This is a genomic window from Arcicella aurantiaca, from assembly GCF_003148625.1.
Lineage (GTDB): Bacteria > Bacteroidota > Bacteroidia > Cytophagales > Spirosomataceae > Arcicella > Arcicella aurantiaca.
In genome coordinates, this window is the sequence record NZ_QGGO01000002.1 from 63028 (window position 1) to 89017 (window position 25990).

General features: G+C 35.4%; 27 protein-coding genes. 14 read left to right on the forward strand and 13 right to left on the reverse strand.

Annotation, left to right across the window (positions count from 1 at the left end; all coding sequences use genetic code 11):
• Positions 1 to 48: 48 nt before the first annotated feature.
• From hisA to LV89_RS01950, 5 genes are all read right to left on the reverse strand, one after another.
• Complete coding sequence (hisA, locus tag LV89_RS01930) at positions 49 to 771, reverse strand: 1-(5-phosphoribosyl)-5-[(5-phosphoribosylamino)methylideneamino]imidazole-4-carboxamide isomerase (RefSeq protein WP_109741175.1); 723 nt, start codon at positions 769 to 771, stop codon at positions 49 to 51.
• A gap of 26 nt (positions 772 to 797) precedes the next feature.
• Entirely contained in the window at positions 798 to 1298 is a 501-nt protein-coding gene (locus LV89_RS01935; RefSeq protein ID WP_109741176.1) for a DUF6169 family protein, read from the reverse strand.
• A complete protein-coding gene (locus tag LV89_RS01940; protein WP_109741177.1) occupies positions 1279 to 1461 on the reverse strand; it encodes a hypothetical protein in 183 nt (60 codons plus the stop codon). The genes LV89_RS01935 and LV89_RS01940 overlap by 20 nt, the downstream gene beginning before the upstream one ends.
• A gap of 18 nt (positions 1462 to 1479) precedes the next feature.
• Positions 1480 to 1899: a Fur family transcriptional regulator gene (locus tag LV89_RS01945; protein ID WP_109741178.1), complete on the reverse strand. Its 420-nt coding sequence runs from the start codon at positions 1897 to 1899 to the stop codon at positions 1480 to 1482.
• Between the two features lie 111 nt (positions 1900 to 2010).
• Positions 2011 to 2451 (reverse strand): hypothetical protein, encoded by a 441-nt coding sequence (locus tag LV89_RS01950; RefSeq protein ID WP_109741179.1) that lies wholly within the window; start codon positions 2449 to 2451, stop codon positions 2011 to 2013.
• Positions 2452 to 2796: 345 nt separating this feature from the next.
• Between LV89_RS01950 and LV89_RS01955 the strand changes: the two genes are divergently transcribed.
• The 5 genes from LV89_RS01955 to LV89_RS01975 all read left to right on the forward strand — a co-directional run bounded on the left by LV89_RS01955 (position 2797) and on the right by LV89_RS01975 (position 7020).
• Complete coding sequence (locus LV89_RS01955; protein WP_109741180.1) at positions 2797 to 3357, forward strand: DUF4833 domain-containing protein; 561 nt, start codon at positions 2797 to 2799, stop codon at positions 3355 to 3357.
• 159 nt (positions 3358 to 3516) lie between these two features.
• Complete coding sequence (gene sppA, locus LV89_RS01960) at positions 3517 to 5292, forward strand: signal peptide peptidase SppA (RefSeq protein ID WP_109741181.1); 1776 nt, start codon at positions 3517 to 3519, stop codon at positions 5290 to 5292.
• 154 nt (positions 5293 to 5446) lie between these two features.
• Entirely contained in the window at positions 5447 to 5959 is a 513-nt protein-coding gene (locus LV89_RS01965; RefSeq protein WP_109741182.1) for a hypothetical protein, read from the forward strand.
• Between the two features lie 83 nt (positions 5960 to 6042).
• The gene (locus LV89_RS01970; RefSeq protein WP_109741183.1) at positions 6043 to 6504 is read left to right on the forward strand and encodes a hypothetical protein; all 462 of its coding nucleotides are present in this window, start codon (positions 6043 to 6045) and stop codon (positions 6502 to 6504) included.
• A gap of 24 nt (positions 6505 to 6528) precedes the next feature.
• Positions 6529 to 7020, forward strand: coding sequence for a hypothetical protein (locus LV89_RS01975; protein ID WP_109741184.1), 492 nt, complete (start codon positions 6529 to 6531; stop codon positions 7018 to 7020).
• On the opposite strand, the gene LV89_RS01980 is transcribed toward LV89_RS01975, so the two are convergent.
• Entirely contained in the window at positions 7017 to 7781 is a 765-nt protein-coding gene (locus LV89_RS01980) for an outer membrane beta-barrel protein (RefSeq protein WP_109741185.1), read from the reverse strand. The genes LV89_RS01975 and LV89_RS01980 overlap by 4 nt on opposite strands.
• A 131-nt stretch (positions 7782 to 7912) precedes the next feature.
• On the opposite strand from LV89_RS01980, the gene gldB reads away from it, so the two are divergent.
• The 7 genes from gldB (at position 7913) to LV89_RS02015 (ending at position 14751) form a co-directional block, all read left to right on the forward strand.
• Positions 7913 to 8938, forward strand: coding sequence for a gliding motility lipoprotein GldB (gene gldB / locus LV89_RS01985; RefSeq protein ID WP_109741186.1), 1026 nt, complete (start codon positions 7913 to 7915; stop codon positions 8936 to 8938).
• 12 nt (positions 8939 to 8950) lie between these two features.
• A complete protein-coding gene (locus LV89_RS01990; protein WP_146199050.1) occupies positions 8951 to 9421 on the forward strand; it encodes a hypothetical protein in 471 nt (156 codons plus the stop codon).
• Between the two features lie 127 nt (positions 9422 to 9548).
• On the forward strand, positions 9549 to 10214 hold the full coding sequence (locus LV89_RS01995) for a hypothetical protein (RefSeq protein WP_146199051.1): 666 nt from the start codon (positions 9549 to 9551) through the stop codon (positions 10212 to 10214).
• Positions 10215 to 10275: 61 nt separating this feature from the next.
• On the forward strand, positions 10276 to 11271 hold the full coding sequence (locus LV89_RS02000) for a YhdH/YhfP family quinone oxidoreductase (RefSeq protein WP_109741189.1): 996 nt from the start codon (positions 10276 to 10278) through the stop codon (positions 11269 to 11271).
• A gap of 88 nt (positions 11272 to 11359) precedes the next feature.
• Positions 11360 to 11671 (forward strand): hypothetical protein, encoded by a 312-nt coding sequence (locus tag LV89_RS02005; protein WP_109741190.1) that lies wholly within the window; start codon positions 11360 to 11362, stop codon positions 11669 to 11671.
• 207 nt (positions 11672 to 11878) lie between these two features.
• Entirely contained in the window at positions 11879 to 13162 is a 1284-nt protein-coding gene (locus LV89_RS02010) for an MFS transporter (RefSeq protein WP_109741191.1), read from the forward strand.
• Between the two features lie 218 nt (positions 13163 to 13380).
• Positions 13381 to 14751 (forward strand): monooxygenase, encoded by a 1371-nt coding sequence (locus tag LV89_RS02015; protein ID WP_109741192.1) that lies wholly within the window; start codon positions 13381 to 13383, stop codon positions 14749 to 14751.
• 153 nt (positions 14752 to 14904) lie between these two features.
• Here the strand turns inward: LV89_RS02015 and LV89_RS02020 are convergent, their stop codons facing one another.
• Positions 14905 to 15615 (reverse strand): head GIN domain-containing protein, encoded by a 711-nt coding sequence (locus LV89_RS02020; RefSeq protein WP_109741193.1) that lies wholly within the window; start codon positions 15613 to 15615, stop codon positions 14905 to 14907.
• Between the two features lie 198 nt (positions 15616 to 15813).
• A complete protein-coding gene (locus tag LV89_RS02025) occupies positions 15814 to 16257 on the reverse strand; it encodes a DMT family transporter (RefSeq protein ID WP_109741194.1) in 444 nt (147 codons plus the stop codon).
• Between the two features lie 177 nt (positions 16258 to 16434).
• Between LV89_RS02025 and LV89_RS02030 the strand changes: the two genes are divergently transcribed.
• Both LV89_RS02030 and LV89_RS02035 read left to right on the forward strand, forming a co-directional pair.
• Positions 16435 to 17868 carry an AAA family ATPase gene (locus LV89_RS02030; protein ID WP_109741195.1) on the forward strand — a complete coding sequence of 478 codons (1434 nt, stop codon included), beginning with the start codon at positions 16435 to 16437 and terminating at the stop codon, positions 17866 to 17868.
• A gap of 63 nt (positions 17869 to 17931) precedes the next feature.
• Positions 17932 to 20976, forward strand: coding sequence for a WD40/YVTN/BNR-like repeat-containing protein (locus LV89_RS02035; RefSeq protein WP_109741196.1), 3045 nt, complete (start codon positions 17932 to 17934; stop codon positions 20974 to 20976).
• A gap of 245 nt (positions 20977 to 21221) precedes the next feature.
• Here LV89_RS02035 and leuB read toward each other — a convergent pair whose 3' ends face one another.
• The 5 genes from leuB to LV89_RS02060 form a co-directional block, all read right to left on the reverse strand.
• Positions 21222 to 22292 (reverse strand): 3-isopropylmalate dehydrogenase, encoded by a 1071-nt coding sequence (gene leuB, locus LV89_RS02040; protein WP_109741197.1) that lies wholly within the window; start codon positions 22290 to 22292, stop codon positions 21222 to 21224.
• Between the two features lie 180 nt (positions 22293 to 22472).
• Positions 22473 to 22856 (reverse strand): four helix bundle protein, encoded by a 384-nt coding sequence (locus LV89_RS02045; RefSeq protein WP_211321130.1) that lies wholly within the window; start codon positions 22854 to 22856, stop codon positions 22473 to 22475.
• Positions 22857 to 23021: 165 nt separating this feature from the next.
• A complete protein-coding gene (locus LV89_RS02050) occupies positions 23022 to 24515 on the reverse strand; it encodes a hydroxymethylglutaryl-CoA lyase-like TIM-barrel protein (protein ID WP_211321131.1) in 1494 nt (497 codons plus the stop codon).
• Between the two features lie 180 nt (positions 24516 to 24695).
• Entirely contained in the window at positions 24696 to 25307 is a 612-nt protein-coding gene (gene leuD, locus LV89_RS02055) for a 3-isopropylmalate dehydratase small subunit (protein WP_109741199.1), read from the reverse strand.
• 151 nt (positions 25308 to 25458) lie between these two features.
• Positions 25459 to 25845 (reverse strand): GxxExxY protein, encoded by a 387-nt coding sequence (locus tag LV89_RS02060; RefSeq protein WP_109741200.1) that lies wholly within the window; start codon positions 25843 to 25845, stop codon positions 25459 to 25461.
• Positions 25846 to 25990 lie beyond the last annotated feature (145 nt).

Sequence of the window (25990 nt, forward strand, 5' to 3'; positions counted from 1 at the left end):
ATTGTGAAAAATAACGACAAACTCCATTAGCATTAAAACTATTCACTTTTATCTGTTAAACTCTGCCAATTGTTTCAACGTAACTCTACCCTCATAAATGGCTTTCCCGACGATTACTCCGAAAATATTCATTTCGTTCAACTTTACAATATCGTCAAAAACGGCAACGCCACCACTGGCAATTATGTGCAAGTCTGGGAATTTATCTTGCATTTTTTTATATAAATCAAAACTTGGCCCTTGCAAAAGTCCGTCTTTGGCTACATCTGTTGAAATGGTATATTTTGCTCCTTTTTCAATATATCCTCCTACAAAATCATAAACGGAGGCTGTTGTAGCTTCTTCCCAACCCGAAATAGCAATTTTCTCATCTCTGGCATCTGCTCCTAAAATGATTTTTTCACCACCATAACTTTTCAACCAACCTTCAAATAAGGTCGGATTCTTTACCGCAATGCTTCCGCCTGTTACTTGTTTTGCTCCTGAATTGAAAGCAACCGTAATCATTTCGTCTGATTGCACACCACCGCCAAAATCAATGTGTAAATCGGTTTTAGTAGCAATTCTTTCAAGCACTTTATGATTTACGATTTTCTTTTGTTTTGCTCCGTCCAAATCCACTAAATGTAGGCGAGTGATTCCTGCATCTTCAAAAGATTTAGCAACCTCCAAAGGGTCTTCGTTATAAATTGTTTTTTGGGAATAATCGCCTTGTGTAAGACGAACACATTTGCCATCAATAAGGTCAATGGCTGGAATAATTTGTATCATTTGATTTTGAAGGAATTTTATAAAAGCTATTTCCCTCTGTTATAGCTTTCTATCAGTTTTAAGAAAGCGGTAGAAATTTCTACCTTATAAGGATTTTTTTCCTTAAAGATAATTGAGACAGGAAACAATTGATGATTTTCATCTTTAATGATGGCATCCATTTTTAGGAAATCATCATTAGTGAAATACAAAAACCATTGTCTAAATTTTCTATGTCGAACAAGTTGCCTTTCGTCAGAAGAATCACAAATATAAATCGTTAAATATTCATCGCTTTGCTCATAAAAATCTCTAAAAATACCCGCAATTGTATAAGAAGTTCTTGCGTCAAATATTGGGTTTTTACTTGTAGGATTGTCTGCAACGATGATTGAAAACTCATAAGTATTTTCATTAAACAATACTTCGTTAAACAAATAATCTGTTGGGGTAAATCTTACTTCGTAAAAAATTTCTTTATCAGTTTCAAAAAAATAGCTATTACTTCTCCCACCTCTAAATTCAAATTCATATCCTTGGTATGACAATTCCTTTTTTTGCTTTTTTTTCCCGAAGTCTATTTTTTAATTCTTGAAATTCTGGTGTAAGAGCAAATTCTTTACTCTCTTGCTCATTTTGTTTTTTGCGTTCTTTCCATTGTTTAATGAAATTCTTAGCATTTATCGAGGTATTTTTTTGTATCGTTTCCATCTGATTTTACCTTTATTGTTAACTACAACTCTTACAAACACCCTGTACTAAAAGATTGGTTTCAACACGCAGATAACCTTCTGGAAGAATAATACTTGGAATCGTCACGTGGTCTAAACAAGTTGTTAGCCCGCAAGTTGTACATTTAAAATGTACATGGTCATGATGATGTTTGTGGTCTTCTGTATGGCAATTCGCTTTGCAAATGGCATATTTTACGCCACCTTCATCATCTAATACTTTATGGATTATGCCTTTATCTAAAAACGTTTTTAGGGTTCGATAAACGGTTACTCGGTCAAACTGCTCGGTCAATTGCCCTTCCACATCCGCATGAGCGAGTGCATGAGGCTTGCTCATGAATACCTGCAAGATTTCTTCCCGACAATCTGTTTGACGGAGTTTATAGTCTTTGAGTATGGTTTTTATTTCGCTCATTACTTTTCGGCAAAAGGGTGAACGGTACACAGCGAACGGTAGTTTTCAAAACAGAAATACGGAAAATTTACCGTCAAATCCGTTTACCTTTTACCGTTCACCATTCACCGTTTAGAATAATTTATCCCAAGGAATACGACTTAACAAAAGAACAAGTCCTAAACCGAAGAAAATCAAGGCATTTTTATGTCTTACTGCTGAATCGGTTGCTCTTTTATTTTTTGAATAACCCACTGTAATTAAAGCAATGGCAATGATATTTGTAAAAATATGCTCAACTGCAATTTTACGATATTCAGCAATTTTCATTACTTCTGAACCTAATTCTGTAAAGGCTTTTAGTCCAAAAGGGCTTAAAAATAAATATAAAACCAAGCCAATCAATAATTGTGTGTGATTTGAAATCAAGAAGAAAAGACCCAATTTACGGTCTGTTTCAGTAAATTCAGATTTTGAACTAAGTCCCATTGCGGCTTTCACCAAAACAACCAGACCTAATATCATCACAACAAAAAAAAGTGTCTTGTGAATAAGTTGAAAAATTTCGTACATAATCTTGGGATTTTGATTTATTATTTTTCATCAAAGATACAAAACAATGTTTTCAATGACCATGTAATATTGCAAAAACAGTAAAAGTTAGCCTATCAATGACAATAAAGATGAGCCCCGATGTTACCGATTTTCCTTTGAAATATTCAAAATTATCATATCAGGAGAATCTTTCCTGCATTTGTGGTGTTTCTTCAAAACAGGAAAGATTTCTGTGGTATTTCCAATATTAATCTGCCCACTAACGTTCATTCTAAAATGATTATAGAGCGAATTTTAAAATAACTAATTTACGTTCCGTAACTTTGCAGACACAAAAACAACAAGAGAATAGACTCTATTACAATGCAATTTTTCAAAACCACACTGCTTTTTTCTATTTTATTGACATTCAATATTTTAGCACAAAAAAACAAAAATACAGTACCCAGTTCAGCCGAACAATTTCCGATTCCTGCTAAAACTCCAAATCAATTATTTTATATTCAGCGTAGCTCAAACATTAATACTATAATCTACGATGCCAACTTAGGTTCTGACAAAAAATTAGACCCTAAAAATCCTGTTCATACTTACTGGATTCGTTATACAGAAGGCAATAAAAAACAAGAGCTTACGGGTATTCAACGTTCATTGGCTTATGGGTTGCACACCAAACCTGTGGTGGGAGAAGTGAATAGTTATGATGGCTACTTTTTTGCTTACCGTAAACGTAGATTTGTCGTAAAACAAAACGCAAAAGGCGAACCAATTGCTTTATTTCCAATCAATGGGAAAATGCAAATCTTAGAAAAGGTTTTTGTCAAAGTAGATGAAAGCGGTATGATGCCTTCGGTAATTTATATCGAACTTTGGGGACGTGATACCAATACAGACAAAGAAGTTTACGAGAAGTTTAAGCCGTAAAAACCTCCTATCCATTCAATATCCCTTTGAACACATAAAAACAATTTTCAAAACTGAATAATTTATTTTTGAGTTATAAACAATAATTGAATAAGCAGATAAGAGTAAAATCCTACGAGCTATTCTCTTTAATTTGTACAACCAAAACTTAAAAATAATATGTTACAATTTCTGAAATATGTATTTGCAACCATAATAGGGTTACTTCTATTTACAATTATCGGGGTTATCATTCTGGCGGGTATCGGAGCGGCAGTAGGTTCTTCTGAGGAAGCTACATCTTTAAAAGATAAATCTGTTCTAAAATTAGACCTTAATCGTCCAATCGTTGAAAATGCTTCTGATGACAACAATCCTTTCAAAAGCTTAGGAGGTCCTTTTGTAGAAGATACCGAAGAAATGGGTTTAGTTCAAATCAGAGATGGCTTAAAACGTGCTGCTGCTGATAGCCATATCAAAGGAATTTATTTGCAAGCCCATTATCCACAAGCAGGTTATTCAACTTTAGAAGAAATCCGTAATGCTCTGATAGAATTTAAAAAATCAGGAAAATTCGTTTATAGTTATGGCGAAATGTTCTCTGAAAAAGGCTATTACTTAACCTCTGTTGCGGATAAAATCTACTTAAATCCGTCGGGCGGAATGGATTTCAACGGTATCAGTGCTGAAGTTAGTTTCTTTAAAGGAGCGTTAGATAAATTAGATATTAAACCTGTTATTTTCCGTGTGGGCGAGTACAAATCAGCCGTTGAACCGTATTTACGTGAAAATATGAGTGATGCCAACAAAGCACAATATACTTCGCTTTTAGGTTCTTTGAACGACCATATTTACGGTCAAATTGCTAAATCGAGAAATCTTCAAGTTGCAGATTTAAAGAAAGTTGCGGACGACTTAATCGCTTATAAACCACAAGGTGCATTGGCTTCTAAATTGATTAGTAATGTTGGATATTACGATGAATTTGAAACTGCTTTAAAGAAAGAATTGAAAGCGGATGAAGACGATAAAATTGAATTTGTAGGTTTAAGCAAGTTTTTAAAAGCAGAATCAGCTATTCCTTATAATGATTCTGAAAATAAAATTGCGGTAATTGTGGGTGAAGGTGCAATTGTGGGAGCAAAAGCCGACAAAGGAAATATTGGTTCTGACGACTGGGTGGCTGAACTTCGTAAAGCTCGTGATGATAAGAAAATCAAAGCTATTGTTTTAAGAATTGATAGCCCTGGTGGTTCGGCATTGGCTTCTGACGTGATGTGGAGAGAAGTGGAATTAGCGAAAAAAGTAAAACCTGTTATTGCTTCAATGGGTGACTATGCCGCTTCTGGAGGATATTATATGGCAATGGCTGCCGATGAAATTGTGGCTCAACCAACAACGATTACAGGCTCAATCGGGATTTTTGCTCAGTTTTTCAATTTTGAGAATTTCTTGAAAAATAAATTAGGAATCACTCACGACCGTGTAAATACCAACGCTCACTCAGATTTCCCAACGGTTACTCGTGACATGGACGAATTTGAAAAAGCATGGTTTCAGAAAAGTATTGAAGCAGGTTACGAAACCTTTACTTCAAAAGCAGCAAAAGGTCGTAAAATGAGCATTGACAAACTGAAATCGCTTGCAGGCGGACGAGTTTGGTCTGGCATTGAAGCAAAACAAAACGGCTTAGTTGATGAATTAGGAGGTTTGGAAGATGCGGTAAAACTGGCTGCTAAAAAAGCAAAATTGAAAGATGGCGACTTCAAAACAAGATTTTATCCACAACCTAAAAACTTCTTTGAAGAGTTTTTGGATAAAAAAGAAGATGAAGCCGAAGCAAAAATCTTACAAACACAATTTGGAGATTTAGCCCCTTACGTAAAACAATTGAAAGACTTAAAAGCACGTGAAGGCGTAATGATGTTGATGCCAGAAGTGATTGAATTTAAGTAATTTTATACTCGCTTCTTGATATTTTAAATATGGTGATTAGGTATTGGTAATTAGAAAATTGGTAAAATGCTTATTTCTAATTTATCATTCTCTTGAAAATTTATTTAAAATATCAAGAAGCGTTTTTTCTACTATCATCTAAAATTATACTTACATGAATAATTCTATCCAAATTCACAATCAAATTTTTGAAATTGATTACCATCCTGCTACGGTAGTTCAATCAGACAAATATGAAGAAAGTAGTTTTATCACCAACAATTCATGGTCGCATACACCTAAACATGACTTAGCTTTTCGTCTAAAAAATACTGACCAAGAGTTCTTCTTTACAACTGAATATAGTGCAATAAGAGCATACGTTGGGCAAGAGGTACATTTGATAACTTTAAATAAAAAAATCATTGGTTTTCTAAACACTAAAAGCAACGATTATTATTATCTGACCAATAAATTTGCTCGTATTTTGGGCTTTGGAGTTAGTTGGAAATGGATTTTATTGATTGAAATATTATTAGGAATAGCTTTATTTTCTACAAAAGAATATTCTCCAAGAAGTACCATTATACTTGCTCTTTTTATTGTTCCAGCTATCTACTGGATATTGATGCGAATTTATAATTTATATCTTGAAAAGAAGATTGATAAAGTTGTATCAAATGGCTAAACACTCCGTAAAACAATTGTCTAAATCCAATTATATTTCTATCTTTAACATCATTTTATCTCCTATAAACGCATTTACTCAACATGACGGAAACATTAGAATCACCTAAACAAGACTTACAAAGTACGTGGTTTGATAATTTTGTGGCTAAATTGAGAGTCCACGAACTGGCTTTAGAAACCAATACTGCTTCAGAAGAAGTAAGAAGTTTTTATGATACTATATTCTCTGGTAATATTGATTCAATGGCTTTGATGAATAAAACGCATATTCAAAAACATTTTGTTGGTAAAATTATTGTGGATTATGTCAAAATTATCCATCAAAATTCGCCCCTAAAATTAGCATTTGACTATAATGACTCAGAAATATTAGTATGGGCTGAAATTCCAAACGATGATGAAGCTATGGAAAGAAAATTGATTATGGCGGAAGCTAAAATCAATGCAAAATACCATGAGTTTGGGTTTGATATGACTACTACTATTGTTGAAGCTCGTGATTTTATGGCTATTCCAAATCATTATAAAACTTTCATTGATTAACCTAATTAATTCTACTCCAATCATTTGGCTACTTTTGAAGAACACATTAATCAAGCAAAACGAAATCTTGCTTTTTTAGAATCCATTAACCATAATATCAAAGATTGTATTGACTGGCAAGTTACAGTTTGTTTTTATACGGCTTTACACCTCATTAATGCTCATTTGGCTACATTTGACCTTCAATATCGAAAGCACGTTGATGTAAAAGATGCCCTAAATCCTGAGCGAACATTATCCATTTCTAAACTTCCCGAAGATGAATACATAGCTTATGCAGCCTTGCAAATGTTATCACGTAGGTCACGTTATTTAGTCAATGAAAAAGATAGACAAATAGGTGCAACTACTGCATTTTTAACCCATGATATTCATTTGGCAAAATCAATTAAACATTTGGATTGTTTAGTAACATTTTTTCAGAATAAATATAGTGTTTTTCTTCCTTCTGTATCTATCCAATGCCCTGATTTGAAAAGTCAATCATTGAAATATTTTACAAAAAAAGTCTCCTAAAACTTCACCCCAAAATCTAAATAAAACGCTCCATTTTTGGTAACTAAATCGCCAAAGGTGCGACTTCTATTTATTTCAACTAAACCTCTTTGATATTGAATCCCAAAGAAAAAGGCATCTCCTCCTCTACTTATGGACTTTTCGCCACCAATTCCTAATAATAACCCGACATCGCCAAAAGCAAAAATACTTTGTGAACTCGCCAAACGTTCTTGATATTGGAAAAGAGGATTACGGGTTTTATCTAAAGGTTTTTCTGCAATTTTCACATCAACTGTACCGCCGAATTGCAAATAAACTGGAGTGTCATCTAAAATATTATCGCTAAAGATTTTCATCGTCAATGGCAATTGCAAATACTGTAAATTGAAATTAGCTTCCGTTCCTCTAATCTCATCGGCTGTCAGAGGTGTCGTTTTGAAAAGTTCATTATCATAAAAACTCCCGTGCATCGAATAATTTACACTTTTAACGGTGTACCAAAGTCCTGTACTGAAAGCATATTTGTCGGTAATATAAAAATCGGCGATTGGTCCTAAACTCAAACGTACATTTGCTCCGTTCGACTCAAAACCTTTAAAGGCTTTTGAAGCCTCCACGTAATTAATCATAATACCGGGAGAAAACCGAAAACCCATTTTCAGTTTATAAAATCTACTAAAGAAGCCTCCTCCATAATTTGCATCGGAATTATACCGTTGTGAAAAACCTTGAAAACTCACTAAGAGAATAAAAAGGCCTATTAATACGTTATTCTTCATATTTTTGTACAAGTAAGGTTTGCTTTAGGCAAAAGCTTCAAGCCTTAATTTCTTCTAAAATCTCAAATAAAAAATACAATAACTCTTTAAAATTATCGCCAATTGCATACCGCATAAGGCTCAATGCAACCATGAAATATACGTTCCTTTTACTCTTTACGTGCCTTGTATGTGCGTGTACACAAACACAAGACAATCAAACCAGTTCTGACCCCGATGTTAATAACGTAAAAGTTACGGTAAATATTCAACGACTTGATAAAGAATTATTTGCCTGTAAAAGCAAAGCAGAGTTGTTGACGCTCTTCACAAAACAACCTACCTTCTTTTCTAATTACTTTCAAGTTCCTGCCGCTGGTTTCGACAAATTAGCTGACCAACTTTTACCTTTAATTCAAAATCAAGGCTTACGTGATTTTTATAATCAATCGCAAGAAGCAGGATTTTTTGGCAATCAAAACTTGGAAAAAGACTTTCGTACTGCTTTCCAACATCTTAAATATTACTATCCAGATTTTAAAGAACCCAAAATCTATACCATATTTTCGGGTTTCTATGGACAAGGAACTTTACCTAACCGTGAATTGATAGTTTCTGATACGGCTATTTATATTGGTTTGGACTATTTTATGGGCAAAAAGGGGAAATTCATCCCCGATATTTATGATTATCAGTTAAGAAAAGCCACACCAGAAGCCATCGCTCCACTTAGCATACTTTTATTGTCAGAGAAGTATAATCTTACAAATCCGAAAGATAAAACCTTATTGTCTGACATGGTTTGGTACGGTAAAAGTTACGTTTTTGCTCACACAATGTTGCCCGAAAAAGCAGATACTTTATTTATCGGTTACAGTGGCGAACAGTTAGCTGGAAGTTACGAATTTCAGAAAAATATTTGGGCTCATTTTATTGATAGTCAATTACTTTACAATACGCAAGACCCTATTAAAGCCAAATATGTTGGTGAACGACCATTGACTCCAGAAATCGGAAAGGATTGCCCCGGAAGTATTGGCAGATGGTTGGGTTGGAGAATTGTGGGAAAGTATTTTGACGAAAACGAAAAACTAACCATTCAAGACTTAATGAAACAGACAGATGCTCAGAAAATTTTTGAGACATCAAAATACAAAGGTTTGCCTGACGAGGAATAAATAACACAACACATGAAAAAGCACACTATCATTCTATTAATCTCATTTTTAAGCATTAGTTTTCTGTCAAATGCACAATTATATAAATCCGCATTGGGTATCAGATTGGGGCCAACAAACGGAATTACGTATAAAACTTTCGTGAATAGAAATGCCGCTATTGAAGCAATTGGTACATTTCGTTATCGAGGTTTTGGTCTGACGGGACTTTATGAAGTTCATGGCAGAGCCTTTAATTCAAGAGATTTTAATTGGCTAATTGGCGGTGGTGGACATATTTATGTTTGGGGAAATGACCGTCCAAGTTTTTTGGATAATAATCAAAGAACCGTTTTGGGCTTAGATGGAATTTTGGGCTTAGAAGCCAAGTTAAGAAATGTTCCATTAGCCGTTAGTTTAGACTGGAAACCAGCTATTAACATAATCAATTATTCAAGTTTCCTGAACGATGAAATAGCCCTTTCCGTTCGCTATACTTGGTAATATAGAATAGTTTTTGCTTGTATTTTATATGTTTGTTTTCATATTTGTAATACAAGAATATGCTCAAAATAGCCAACTCTTGAAGGGTTGGCTATTTTGCTTTAACATCAAATCTACTCGTATTAAAATGGCAAAAAAAGAACACTATTACACCCAGTTTGAATCAGAAAGGTTTTACCACATTTATAATAGAACCATTGATAAAGGAAAGCTATTTACAAATGAAGGTAATTACGCTTTTTTCTTGAAAAAATATGACGAATATCTTTCTGGATTTTTAGATACTTATGCTTACTGTTTACTCGGAAACCATTTCCATTTATTGGTCAAGGTTTTACCAGAATCTACTGTAAGAGAAAATTTACAAAAATTTGAATCTTTTAATTCTGCAAAGATTTTAGCCCAAAAAACTATTTCAAAAGAGAAAACAATTCATGATATTATTAGTCATCAATTAAAGAAATTTTTTCAATCTTATTCAATGGCTTACAATAAACAGCAAGATAGAATAGGCACATTATTTCAAAAACCATTTAAACGTGCTTTGGTGGATAATGAAAAATACTTCACCAACATGGTTTATTATATTCATGCCAACCCTCAAAAACATGGCATTGTATCTGATTTCAGAGAGTACCAATGGAGTTCTTTTAAACGAATCTTAATAGAAAAGCCAAGTAAATTAAAAAAGTCAGAAGTGTTAGAATGGTTTGGAAATAGAGAACATTACTTACACTTTCATAATATTAATAACGGTTTCAACTTTCCCGAAAATTGGAATTTAGATGAATAATCCAAAGAATTACCAACTTTTTAAAAGTTGGTAATTCTCATCTTAAACAATCAATAACATTATGCAAAACACATCATTCAAAGCTCTTCAAATTTCAGAAAACACTGAAAAACAATATATTAGAAATATCATCCAACGCCAAGTATCAGATTTACCTTCGGGCGAAGTTCTCATAAAAATTCATTATTCAACCCTCAATTATAAAGATGCACTTTCATCAATTGGGAATAAAGGTGTAACTCGTAATTATCCGCACACTCCCGGAATTGATGCCGCAGGGATTGTAGAACAAAGCGATTCGCCCGACTTCAAAATTGGAGACGAAGTCATTGTAACCAGCTACGATTTAGGCATGAATACCTCTGGCGGATTAGCCGAGTACATTCGAGTACCTGCCCGTTGGGTTGTTCCCATGCCCGCAGGTTTATCCATGCGTGAAGCCATGATTTTTGGAACAGCGGGTTTTACGGCAGGTTTATGTATCAATGCACTGATAAACAACGGATTATCTCCCGAAAAAGGAAAAGTTTTAGTAACAGGCTCAACAGGAGGAGTTGGTACTTTATCTATTGCCATTCTTAAAAAATTGGGTTTTGAAATAACTGCCGTTACAGGTAAACCTAATGCCATTGAATTTTTAACAAAAACTGGTGCAAGCGAAATCGTTACGAGAGAAGCACTTGATGACCAATCGGGTCGCCCGATGTTGAAGTCGATTTATGCAGGCGTGGTGGATACCGTTGGAGGAAATATTTTAGCCACCGCCTTAAAATCATTAAATTATGGCGGAGCTGCCGCAGCTTGTGGTTTAGTAGCTTCACCCGAATTACATACTTCTGTTTTTCCTTTCATACTTCGTGGCAATACGCTTTTTGGGATAGATTCAGCAGAATGCCCGATGCCATTACGCAAAGAAATTTGGCATAAATTAGCTTCTGATTGGAAGCCATCAGATTTAGAATCATTAGCTACCGAAATCAGTTTGGAAGACGTACCTCAAAAATTAGATTTAATCTTGAAAGGTGGAGCTTTAGGTAAATTTTTGATAAAATTGTAAGTTTCTAAAAAAAGTCGATTATATTGTATAAAAAATAAATCAATACTTTATACAAAACATGATTTAACAAAATTCCTAAACTTATTTAATGACTTTTACGTTATGTTATCGTATTGATTATGAAGTTATTACAAGAAGCATTAACTTTGCATTATTATTAAACAACATTATTTATTTAACCACCAAGTCACCGCCCATGAAAAACACTCCAATCATCCTGACGCCAGAATCAGTTGAAGCGTTAGTAGCGAATATCGCTGAGGAATTATTAAAAGGTCATAATACATATAAGTCTGAGACCGCAGCATTAAAGAAGAAAATTAAAATTGGAATGATGAGAACCCTTTCTTATCAGGAACTTTCAAAAAAACAGTACGAAAACGTAGCAACGATTGCCTAAGTAGATGAATTCCTGAGCCTTACCGCCATAAGGTTCTTTATTACCCACATTTGTTAATCTATTCTCTCTGATTTCCTTCAGCTCTTCTAAAGCCTATCAGGCTTCCCCAACTGTCTCAAGTTATAGTAATATATCAATAATTTTATAGATTTTTTTAGGCAAAATAAGGTATCTTTATTTTCTTATTTATATCCCAAAAACAATCTTATGCAACATCAAACCACTATTCTGGATTCTCAGAAATTATCAAATTTACAATTATCCACTATTTTAATCTGTTTTTTAATGAATATGCTCGATGGCATGGATGTCATGGTAATATCTTATGTTGCCCCACACATTTCGTCGGCTTGGTCAATTAGTCCACAATCTTTAGGCGTTGTTTTTAGTGCGGGACTTTTAGGAATGTCTGTCGGGGCTATGTTTTTAGCTCCTTTTGCTGATAAAATTGGTAGAAAAACCATGATTCTGATTTGTGGTTTATTAATGGGAATAAGTGTTTTTGCTACCATTTTGGCGAATACGGTAGAGACTTTAATATTTTTTAGAGTTATCAGTGGTTTAGGTATCGGTGGAATGTTGGCAAGTACTGCCACCTTAACTGCCGAATACGCACCCAAACCACAAAAGGATTTTTGGGTTAGTTTTGTCATGTCGGGCTATCCAATCGGGGCAGTTTTGTCGGGCATGGTAGCGGCAAAAGTAATTCCAATATATGGTTGGCAAACGATGTTTCAGTTAGCTGGCATTTCCACTTTGTGTACCTTACCAATTACCTTATTTTTCTTGTCTGAATCTCTTGATTTTTTGTTAAAAACTCAACCCAACAATGCACTAAATAAAGCCAATTCGATTTTAAGTAAAATGGCATTACCTGTCTTGGCAAGTTTACCAGAAGTTAGCCGTGAATCAAAAATTAAAGTTTCGGTGACTTCTTTATTAATTTCAGAAACTAAAACGGCTACAATTCGCCTTTGGATTGCTATTTTTATGGCTTTTGCAAGTTTATATTTCCTCACAACTTGGATTCCTAAATTAGCTTCTGCCACAGGTTTATCAGTAGAATTAGCCATTTATGCGGGAACAATTTTCAACTTGGGTGCATTTTTAGGTATCATCTCACAAGGCTATTTATCAAGTAAATTTGGGCTAAAAAAGACCATTTGTGGCTTTCTGATAGCAACTGCTTGCTTAATGTTAATCTTTGGTTTCTTCTCTGGCTCGGTTATGACTTTAATCCTTTTTGGGCTAATCGGTTTTGGTATTCAAGGTGGTTTTGTGGGTTTATATTCCGTGGCAGCACGCATTTATCCAACCGAAATACGTAATACGGGCGTTGGTTGGGCAGTTGGTGCAGGAAGAATTGGGGCTATCGTTGGTCCACTGTTAGGAGGTTTATTAATTGGCTTGGGATTATCAATGACGATTAATTTTATCATTTTTGCCATTCCTACACTCATTGGAGGAGTGATTACGTTATATATTTCGTAGGGCGAACTCCGTTAATGATGTCTTCGTTTCTATGCAATTTGGTCTTGATAGCGACAACTAAACCTTTTCATCAATTTTATATCAAAGTAAATTGGGGGCGGGATTTAGGTGTTAGGATTTAGTAATACGATAAACCTGATTATCAATCATTTATAAAACACCAAAGCACTTTATTTTGTCTCATTACTTAGAAACTGAGCTTTAAGGCTAACTCAATTATGCAACGAATATTTTACCAAGCACTTTCCATACTTACAGGCTCATTTCTGATGATTTCGGCTTGTACCAAAAACGCTATTGACGATACAACGCCTGCGACGGTTTCAAGTTTTGGCTTAATGCAAGACCGAATTCTTACGCCGACTTGTGCTACGTCGGGTTGTCATGCTTCAACTGCTGATGCTACTTTCAAACAACATGGTTTAGTTTTGGAAAAATCGGTTGCTTATGAAAATTTGGTAGGAGTTGTACCATACAACGCTCTCTCAAAAGCTGATGGACATTGGCGAGTGAAAGCCTATAAATCATTAGAAAGTCTTTTGTATCATAAACTTAATTGGGACGCTGCCCACCACGGCGGGAAACAATATGGCTCACCAATGCCTTTGGGAAGCACCGCTTTGACGGTTGGACAAATTGAATTTGTGCGTCGTTGGATTGAAGCTGGAGCTCCCAAAACTGGTGAAGTGGTTGACGCTAAACTTTTGGACGACAAAACGCCAAGTGTTTCAACGAATGATGACTTTAAGGCAATCGGAACACCACAATCAGAAGGAGTTGCTGGTTTTCAATTGAAAGTTGACAAATTTGCGATTCAACCCAATTTTGAACGTGAATTATTTGTGAGAAGAAACATCGGAAATACGGCTGATATTTATGTAAATCGCATCAAATTACAATCTCGTGCTAATAGTCATCACATGGTTTTATATGACTTTAATGATAAAACAACTTTGCCTGCAATCGACCAAGTTAGAGATTTACGCAATGCAGATAATACGTTAAATGGATTGACTTTTATCCAAATGTCAAATCATATTTTTTTAGGTGGTGGCACACAAGCTAATCAAGAATATACTTTCCCAGAAGGCACTGCACTTTTATTACCCGCAAATTATTCGATTGATTTAAACCCTCATTATTTCAATAAGACAACGGGAAATCTTTACGGTGAAAACTATGTCAATTTATATACAACCGACAAAGCAAAGGTTAAAAATATAGTCAAAACCATTAATTTGAATCATACCAATTTTAGTATTCCTGCTAATACAAAAACAACGATTACGAAGGATTTTAAATTTGATAAGAATGTAAAAATTATCATGCTTACTTCGCATACGCACAAATACGGAGAAAAATTTGTCATTAAAATAAAAGGAGGAACACGAGATGGAGAGGTTGTGTATGAAAATTTGGATTGGGAACATCCTGCAACGATAAACTTTAGTACACCAATATCTTTGAATAAAGGGGAAGGATTAACTTCAATAGTAACTTTTAATAATACTTCTGCTCAGAAAGTATCATTCGGTTTAACTTCTGATGACGAAATGGACATCATTTTTGGGTATTATTATGAACAGTGATTTTTTTAGAGAATAGGTTCATAGAGAATAGATTATAGAGAATAGAGAATAGAGAATAGAGAATAGAGAATAGAGAATAGAGAATAGAGATTTGGTTTTAGAAGTTACGAGGTATTAATCTAACATCTATTATCTAATCTCTATTATCTAACATCATTGTTTATGAATATCCGACCCACCTGTTGAGCTTGATTTTACCACTCTTGCACCGCCTTTGTGATAAACGTCGCTTCCGCCTGTGGCAGAAATGCTGATTTCTTTTTCAGCCCAAACGTAAGCGTCAGAACCGCCCGTTGAAGAAACTGAACAAAAATTGGTTTTCAAATTACTGGCTTTTAAGTCAGAACCGCCTGTTGAAGATGCTTTAAAAACCGTAGCCGTTCCTGCCAAAATCACGTCAGAACCTCCTGTGGTTGAACATGTTAATTCATCCGCATCTAACGTAAGTCTAATATCAGAACCTCCCGTAGCTCTAAGTTCTAATTTTATTAAATCTAATTTATTTTCCGTATAAACATCAGAACCACCTGTTGCAGAAAGAGCATTAAGGTCTTTTACGGTAACATAAACTCTCATTTCTTTTGCTTTTTTCCATTCAAAATCAAACCAATGTTTAGACGATTCTACATAGATTTTCAAGATTCCTCCTTCATTTTCGGTAATAATTTTATCCATTCTATCTTTATCAGCAACAACTTTTACCGATTCAGTAGAACCTTGTCTTAAATACAAATCAATTCCACCAGAAATTTGAATGCCTTTAAAGTTTGAAACTTTACGTATTTCCTCCGAATTCTGAGAATAAGTATCTGTAAAACAAATAGTTAAAAAGAAGATAGCTAAAAAGTTGAATAATACTTTCATAATATTATGTGCTTTGCACGGTTTGAGTTATTGATAATATTCAGATGAAAAATCTATATTTATGAGATGCAATCATACAGCAAAAGGTTGCATCAATATTAGACTTCCTGCGAAAATGTTTTAAGTCGTAAAACAACATCTTTTCGGCTACCAATAGAGAAAATTTTTCAACCATAAAACACTTTCGCAGGAAGTCTATTAAAACTTACGAATTAAAATAACACCAATAATTAAAAATACTGCCCCTATAATTCTACCCAAAGAAATCTCTCGAATAGACGTATCCAAAATTCCATAATGGTCAAATAGAATAGAAACTGCCATTTGTCCTGCAACAATAAGCCCGAAAGTCAAAGCAAAACCCAAACGTGGAATCAGCACAATAACTGTACTGATATAAAATGCTCCTAAAAGTCCCGCAAACCACACATACCAAGGTGCATTTCTACAATTAGCAAGCGTATGCAGTGGAATACGAGCAATCACGGCGTAAATAATAAGTCCAATCAATCCTGTAAAAAAAGAAAGAAAAGCCGTCAGAATTGGATGCTCAACGTGCTTGGTCATTTGGGTATTCAGACCTGCTTGAAGCGGAAATACTGCCCCACAAAGAAAGGCTAAGAAAATTAGGAAATATTGCATTGAGGGGGTTTGATGAATAAGTTTATATTTATCCAAAAGTAAAATTTATTCATGAAAATTCGGGTAGAATTGGTTAAAAAGATAATTTGACAGAAGTTTTGGCGAGATATAAAATTTATATGTCGCCAAAAGTTATATTTTATTAGTAGTTTTGGCGACTTATAAAATTTTAGACTCATGGAAATAATTGGCAGAGCATCAGAAAAGGATATTTTAAATCAACTTTTAGCCTCAAAACAAGCTGAATTATTGGCTATTTATGGAAGACGAAGGGTTGGTAAAACATTCTTAATTAGAACATTTTTTGAAGAAAATCTTACCTTTGAACTTACAGGTATTCTTGATGGTTCGTTCAAAGAGCAACTTGAAAATTTTGCCATTACTTTAACAAATTTCTCCAAATCCCCTATTCCAATAGGTGTTCCCAACAATTGGATTCAAGCGTTTCAGTTATTAAAATTGTACTTAGAATCTATTAATTCCAATGAAAAACAAGTCATTTTTATTGATGAATTTCCTTGGTTAGATTCTCGAAAATCAGGCTTTTTATCAGCATTTGACCATTTTTGGAATAGTTGGGCATCCCGAAGAGATAATATCATCGTGGTAATTTGTGGTTCTGCGGCTTCATGGATGATTCAAAATATCATTGGCAATAGAGGTGGATTACATAACCGCATCACGCAACGTATTAGATTACAACCTTTTAGCTTAAAAGAAACTGAATTGTATTTAAAAAGCCAATCTGTTAATCTTGACAAATACCAAATCTTGCAAATTTTTATGGTGATGGGCGGAATTCCACATTATTTACGTGACATTCGCAAAGAACAAAGTTTCGACCAAAATATTGATAGAATGTGTTTTTCAAAAGATGGTATTTTACGAAATGAATTTCAAAATCTATACCCTGCTCTTTTCGACAAACCTGAAAGACATATTGCTGTTATCAAAAGTTTAGCCAATAAAAATGAAGGGCTTACACGCACCGAAATCATAGAAAGTTGTAATCTATCTTCTGGAGGAAGTGCAACTAAATTATTGGACGAATTATTGGAATCTGGATTTATCACAAACTATATTCCTTACGAAAGAAATTCCAAAGATGTAATTTATAAACTCACCGATGAATATTCTTTGTTTTACTTAAAATTTGTTGAACAAAGTAAAAACTACGGAGACGGAACTTGGTTACAAAAATCTACGACTGCTTCTTGGAAAAGTTGGAGTGGCTTTGCTTTTGAAAATATTTGCCAAAAACATATCCGAAGCATCAAAAAAGCCTTGGGAATTGGAGCAATTTATACTGAACATTCTGCTTGGAGATATGTTTCTAAATCAGAAGATAAAGGCTGTCAAATAGATTTACTTATAGACAGAGCCGATAAATGTATAAATATTTGTGAGATTAAATTTTCAAATAAAGAGTATCTCATCACCAAAAAATATGCTGAAGAATTATCCTATAAACGACAAGCATTTCTTCAAAAAACGAATACAAACAAGACATTATTTTTGACGATGATTACTACTTATGGCATTGTGGATAATGACTATGCAACTAATTTAATTCAGAGTAGTTTAAAAATGGATATGTTGTTTGACGAATAGAATAAACAACAAATTATCATTCCAATTATCTTTACAAAAAATCATCAACCTAAAATCACCAAAATGAAAAATAGAATTTTACTCTGTGTGGGGCTTGCTTTGACTTTTTCGGTAAATGCTCAGAAAAAGAAAAAAGAAACCCCAACACCTCTTATCAATCAATCTCTCAATAAAACTACTGCTACTGAACGTCTCAAAGCTCTGGAAATTCGTAAAGCATTAGAAGCTAAATCGTTAGTTAATAATGTAAAATTCCGTTCGATTGGTCCAACTGTCATGTCGGGGCGTGTAGTTGATGTGGACGTAAACAACCAAAATCCAACAGAATTTTATGTAGCTTATGCTTCAGGCGGACTTTGGAAAACTGAAAATAATGGCATTAGTTTTTCGTCATTATTTGATAATGAAGCAGTTATGACCATCGGAGATATTGCCGTAGATTGGAAAACCAACGGCAAAACTATTTGGATTGGTACAGGCGAAGCCAATTCTTCTCGCTCATCTTACGCAGGTGTAGGTATGTACAAAAGCGAAGACGGCGGAAAAACTTGGCAACACAAAGGCTTGAATGAAACGCACCACATTGGCAAAGTGATTTTGCACCCAACCGACCCCAATACGGTTTGGGTAGCGGCTTTAGGAAGTCTTTATTCTGCCAACAAAGAGCGTGGACTTTTCAAAACAACTGACGGTGGTAAAACGTGGAAACAAACACTTTTCATTGACGAAAACACAGGCGGAATTGACCTCACAATCGACCCAAGTAACCCCAATACTTTATATGCAGGAATGTGGTATAAAACTCGTTCTGCTTGGAATTTTGTAGAATCAGGGAGAACAACGGGCGTTTACAAATCAACTAACGGTGGCGATACTTGGACATTAATCACAGGTGAAAGTTCGGGCTTTCCACAAGGTGATGGTAACGGTCGTGTGGGCGTGGGAATTTCTCCGAAAAATCCAAATATTGTTTATGCCGTTTTAGACAATCAAAAGAATCGTCCTGACGATGGGAAAAAGAAAGAAGAAGACAATCTTTTGACCGCTAAAAAATTGCGTAGCATGAACTCAGAGCAATTTTTGGCTTTATCAGAGAATCAAATTTCAGAATATTTAGACGAAAAACGTTTTCCAGAAAAATACACCGCTAAAAGTTTGAAAGCGGACATAAAAGTTGGAAAAATTCAAGTGATGGATATTGTGAAATTCACGGAAAATGCCAACGATGATTTATTCGACACACCCATTACAGGAGCAGAAGTTTATCGTTCGGAAGACGGTGGGAAGTCTTGGAAACGTACCCATAAAGATTATTTAGATTGGGTTTTCAATACTTATGGTTATTATTTCGGAACGGTTTTCGTTGCTCCAGACAATGCCGATAAAATTGTCATTCCGGGTTATCAACTCGTTAAATCTGACGATGGAGGAAAGACTTTCCAATCTATGAATGCCGAAAATGTTCATGCCGACCACCATATTGTTTGGATAAATCCGACCAACTCAAAACACCAAATTTTGGGAAATGATGGCGGTATCAATATCACTTACGACGATGGGAAAACGTGGTTTAAAGCCAATACACCAGCCGTTGGGCAATTGTATGCCTTGCAAGTAGATATGGCAAAACCTTATAATGTTTACGCTGGATTGCAAGATAATGGCGTTTGGTTCGGTTCTTCAACCAATAAACCAAACTATGAATGGTACGCAGAAGGAGCTTATCCGTTCAAGTCAATCATGGGTGGCGACGGTATGCAAATTGCCGTGGATACTCGTGATAATCAGACGGTTTATACAGGTTTTCAGTTCGGAAATTATTTTAAATTGAATACTGCGAATGGCTCTCAAAAATATCTTCAAATGCCACAAGAAGTTGGCGAAGTAAAAAACCGTTTCAACTGGCAAAGTCCGATTTTATTATCACGTCATAATCAAGATATTATCTATTTTGGTGGAAATCGCTTTTTTAGAAGTTTAGATAAAGGCGAGACTTGGAAGGCACTTTCGGGCGACTTAACAAAAGGTGGAAAAGAAGGCGATGTGCCTTTCGGAACACTTACAACCATTGACGAATCTCCATTAAAATTCGGGCTTTTATACGTAGGAACAGACGACGGTTTAATCCATATTTCAAAAGATGGCGGTTATACTTGGGCGAAAATTTCGGACGGTTTACCACAAAACCTTTGGGTTAGCAGAGTAAATACTTCAAACCATGCCGAAGGAACAGTTTATGTATCATTAAACGGCTACCGTGACGACCATTTTAACAGTTATGTGTATCGTTCAACAGATTACGGAACAACTTGGCAAAAATTAGGCGAAGACCTCCCTGCCGAACCCGTAAACGTGGTAAAAGAAGACCCTAAAAATCCTAATTTATTGTACGTTGGCACCGACCACAGTTTGTATATTTCCGTGAATCAAGGAAAATCATTTATGCGTATGTCGGGTAATATGCCAGCGGTAGCAGTACATGATTTAATTGTTCATCCACGTGATAATGAATTAGTTGTGGGAACACACGGTCGTTCAATTTATATTGCCGATGTAAGTTTAGTGCAACAATTAACAGATTCGTTAATGAATAAAGATTTGCATTTATTCACGATGAAAACTATCAACTTGAATCCACGTTGGGGTAAAGTTGATGCTTCAAGAAAATACGATGAACCCGAAAAAAGAGAGTATTTTATTTCATATTTTACTAAAAATACAGGCAAAACGAAAGTAACAATCGCTACCGATAAAGGCTTGGTGTTGAAAGAATTAAGTGATGATAGCGAAGCAGGAATAAATACCGTTGTTTGGAATTATACCATCAATCCTGCGGTTGTGACAGACTATGAAAAGCACTTAAACGATACCAAGAAAAAAGACGATAAAGCTATCAAGGTTGAAGAAGGTGAAGACAAAGCATTTTACATCAAAGCGGGCAAATACAAAATCACTTTTGAAACGGCAAACGGTGTAAAATCAGAGAAAGATTTTGAGATAAAAACTCCTGAAAGACGTTCGAGAAGAGCAATGATTCCTTCAGCAATGAACTCGCCAGAGGCATTTGAAGAATGGATGGAAGAAGAAGGTTTGGAAGGGAAGAAGTAGATTGGTGAATGGTTATTAGTGAATGGAAACTGGCATTAATCAGACAATCTACTGTTTATCGCAAAGCAAAATAGCCCACAAGTGAAACGGATTTAACAAGTTTTAGGCTCAGCTTCCCGAAAGTTTGACCCCTAACGGAGTTATTTCGGGAAGCTCCTATTCCTATAAGTTATTTCATTCTCTATAACTCTGTGGAAATCAGTTAAATCTGTACAATCTGTGGGCTATTTTAAATCTTAATTTCATTAAATTCTGCTCAAAATCTCTGCACCGATAGCATCAGTACCCAAAATCATATCTTTTGGCGTATCTTTGGTAGCGATGTCACCTGTACGGAAACCTGCTTTCAATACTGCATCTACTGCTGCGATTACGGCATTTGCTTCTTCTTTCAAGCCAAAAGAAATATCTAACAACAACGCTGCTGACAATACAGAAGCCATTGGGTTAGCTAAACCTTTTCCTGCAATATCGTGTGCAGAACCGTGAATTGGCTCATAAACACCTGTACTGTCTCCAACTGAAGCTGAAGCTAACATTCCCATTGAACCTGCAATTTGAGAAGCCTCGTCAGTCAAAATATCTCCAAACAAGTTTCCTGTAACTACTACGTCAAATTGTTTTGGGTCTTTGATTAACATCATCGCTGCCGAATCTACAAATTGGTGTGTAACCTCTACTTCTGGATATTCTGGAGCAATGGCTTGTACAGTTTCTCTCCACAAACGACTTGATTCCAATACGTTTGCTTTATCAACTGACATTAATTTTTTACCACGAGTCATGGCTGCTTCGAATGCTTTACGGGCAATACGTTCAACTTCGTATTTGCTATAAATCATGGTATCGTAAGCGGTATTTCCGTCTTCGATTCTTTCTCTTTTTCCGAAGTAAACATCTCCTGTTAATTCACGGAAGAAAAGAATATCTGCTCCTTTCAAAATTTCTGGCTTGATAGAAGATGCTTCTAACAATTCATCAAATAATTTGATTGGACGAAGGTTTGCGTATAAGCCTAATTCTTTACGCATTTTCAATAAACCTTGCTCTGGACGAACTTTTGCGTGTGGGTCGTTATCGTATTTGATGTGTCCAACTGCTCCGAAAAGGATAGCATCAGAAGCACGCATTTTTACTAATGTTTCTTCTGGAAGTGGGTCGCCTGTTGCTTCAATTGCTACGTGACCGATAAGAGCTTCGTCATACGTAAATTCATGTCCGAATTTCGCTGCGATTTTCTCTAAAACTTGTTTACCAACGGTTGTTACTTCTTGCCCAATTCCGTCACCTGGGACTACTAAGATATGTTTTTTCATTTTTTTTATTTTTGAGGGACAAAGGAACAGAGGGGTAAAGGAGCAAAGTGATTTTGAGGGACGGGGAATTTAAGGAACAAGGTGACAAAGTGTTTGCTACACTTAACATCGCTTGCTGTACTTCCACTTTGTTTCTTTGCTACTCCGCTACTTTTCTCACTTCACTCCTCTGCTTCTTTGTTACTTAACTCCTCCCTCTTTTCTAATTTTCAATTTTTGTATTAAACTTGATAACATTCTGTCAATCTCACGACTTTTTTCAAAAATTATTTCAAAGTCTGCTTGACCGATAAATTCTAAATTTAATGCTATCTCTATTTGTGTTTGTAATTCAAATAAAGACCCAACTGCAATGTTTAAGAACCGCAAATAATCTCCTGTTGATTGGCGACCAAAACCTTCTGCAATATTACTTGGAATGGATATGGCTGCTCTACGAATTTGTGATGTCAATCCGTATTGTTCTTGAACAGGAAAAGACCGTGATTTAAGGTATATTTCAGTAACCAAGACCATTGATTTCTGCCAAACCAGTAAATCTCGATGCGTTCTAATTGGGTGCATATTTTGTTTTTTGTTATGTAAGTGGCAAAGGAGCGAAGGAGCAAAGTTATAGAATCTCCTTGTCTATTAATTTCAAACGCTATTACTTTACTGCTCTATTCATTTGACACTTTGCTACTTCAAACGTCATATCTTTGCTCCTCTGTTCCTTTGACACTTTGCTACTTAAATCAAATTAAGCATTTTCTGCGTTGCAATGATAGCCGAAACAGTTTGGTCGGAGTCAAGTCCACGAGTTTTTAAACTTCTACCATTATATGCCCAAGTAATAATCGTCTCACAAAGGGCATCGGTTTTTCCTCCTGGTGGAATCCTTACGGCATAGTCCGTCAGTTGTGGAAGTTCGATATTCTTTTGACAATATATCTTTTTCAAAGCATTCATAAAGGCATCGTATTGTCCGTCGCCTTGAGCAGATTCTTCAAAAATTTCTTCGCCAATTTGTACTTGTAAAGTGGCAGAAGGTTTTAGATTTTTAGAATGTGTCAAAACGTAATTCAGTACGACAACTTTTTCTTCAATGGCACTACTATCCAAAATATCCGAAATAATATACGGCAAATCTTCACGAGTAACGGCTTCTTTGCGGTCGCCTAATTCAATGATTCTTTGCGTAACTTTTTTCAAATCGGCATCGGCTAAAGTGATTCCTAATTCTTGCAAATTTTTCTCAATATTTGCTTTTCCAGAGGTTTTCCCTAAAGCGTATTGACGCAATCGACCGAAACGTTCGGGCATCAAATTATTGAAATAAAGATTCTTCTTATTGTCTCCATCTGCATGAATTCCAGCCGTTTGCGTAAATACATTTTCACCCACAACTGGCTTATTCACTGGAATTCTGAAACCCGAGAAAGTCTCTACCAATTTACTGACCGAATACAATGATTTCTCAACAACTGCCGTTTTTACATCAGGCATAAAGTCATTGATAACCGCAATGGTACTTGCCAAAGGTGCGTTTCCTGCACGTTCACCCATACCATTTACGGTTAAGTGCAAGCCTTGTACCCCCGCACGAATAGCCTCCATTACGTTGGCAATGCTTAAATCATAGTCGTTATGAGCATGAAAATCGAAATGCGTATTTGGATAACGCTTTACGATAGCATCTAAGAAATCAAAGGTTTCTCTCGGAGTCAAAACGCCCAAAGTATCAGGCAAAAGCACTCTTTTGATGGGTTCTTTGGTCAAGAAATCAAGGTATTGAAAAACGTATTCGGGAGAATTACGCATTCCATTACTCCAATCTTCTAAATACACATTACATAAAATGTCCTTTGAACGTGCTAAAGCAATTACCTGTGCGATTTCAGAAAAGTGTTGTTCGGGCGTTTTTTTCAATTGGTGCGTCAGGTGATTCAATGAACCTTTTGTGAGAAGATTCATCACTTTCGCCCCTGCTTCCAACATCCAGTTTACAGAAGTTTCGCCATCAACGAAAGTCAAAACTTCTATTTTATCCAAACAATCATTCTCCGCTGCCCATTCTGTAATTTTTTTCACCGCATCAAATTCTCCCGCAGAAACTCTTGCAGAAGCCACCTCTAATCTATCCACCATTACTTCTTTTAAAAGTAACTGAGCAATCGTTAGTTTTTCAGAAGCCGAAAAAGACACTCCGCTGGTTTGTTCACCATCACGGAGTGTCGTGTCCATTATTTCGATATGTCGCATATTCAATTGTGAATGAGCGAATGATGAGTTATGAATTGTGAATTGTGAGTTGTGAATTATGATTGTGAATTTTTTATGAGTTTTTTCTCATAAATTAATAGTTCACTACTCATAATTTACTGCTCATTAACTCTCAACTCACAACTCACAATTCACAACTTCTTAATAAAGACTCTTCTCTGCAAATGTTGCAATTTCACCTTTCATGCTTTGTAGATAATCAATATCATCAAAGCCATTGAGCATATTGTGTTTTTTGTATCCATTGATGTCGAAACCTTCGCTTTCGCCAGTGGCAACAATTACAACTTTTTGCTCAGGAAGGTTTACTTCGATTTCAGCTTTTGGGTCAGCTTCGATAGCAGAGAAAATTTTGTGTAAAAATTCTGGGCTAACAGTTACTGGCAAAATACCGATATTCAAGGAGTTACCTTTGAAAATATCTGCAAAGAAACTTGAAATTACACAACGGAAACCGTAGTCATAAATCGCCCAAGCAGCGTGTTCACGGCTTGAACCTGAACCGAAGTTACGACCACCCACCAAGATTGAACGGGGCGACCCTTCGTCTGAGTAAGTTGGGTTGTTCAACACAAAATCTTGTTTTGGAGATTCGTCGTTGTTATAACGCCAGTCTCTGAATAAATTATCGCCAAAACCTTCACGTTTCGTAGCTTTCAAGAAACGAGCAGGAATGATTTGGTCAGTATCGACATTTTCTATTGGAAGTGGCACTGCTGTCGAACGAAGTACCGTAAATTTATCGTATGCCATTATTTTATTGTTTAACCGCAAGGACGCTATGTCGCAAGGTTTTTTCACCGCAAAGAGACTATGACGCAAGAATTTAAATAAATTAGCGTACTTCCGTCCTTGTGGTTATTTTAATTTCTTAGCGTTTTTCCGTCTTTACGATTGAAATTTATTAGTAATTATTTACAAATCTTCTAAAACCACTTTTGATAATTGGGACATTAAAATTTATTAGAAACCCTAAACGTTTATCAGCCAATTTTAAATATGAAATTATTTGTGCTTCATGAATTGGAAGTAAAGTATCCAGGGCTTTTAACTCCAAAATAATCTCTTTTTCTACCAAAATATCTATTCTAAAATCTTTCGATAATGAAAAACCTTTATAATCTAAAGGAATTGATACTTGACTTTCAGTGAAAATATTTCTGAGTTGTAATTCTTTCATTAAGCATAATTCATAAACAGATTCCAATAAGCCTGGTCCCATTATCTTATGAACTTCCAAAGAAGCAAAAAATACTTCTTTTGCAATTCTTTCATATTCTTCTTTTGACATGATTAGTTTTTTACCGCAAGCACGCTATGACGCAAGATTTTTAATGTCCTGTCTTTACGGTTTATTTTTTTTAGCGTCCTCTCTGTCTTAGCGGTGATTCTATTTTTTTAACGTCCTCCCCCTCTTAGCGGTGATTCTATTTTTT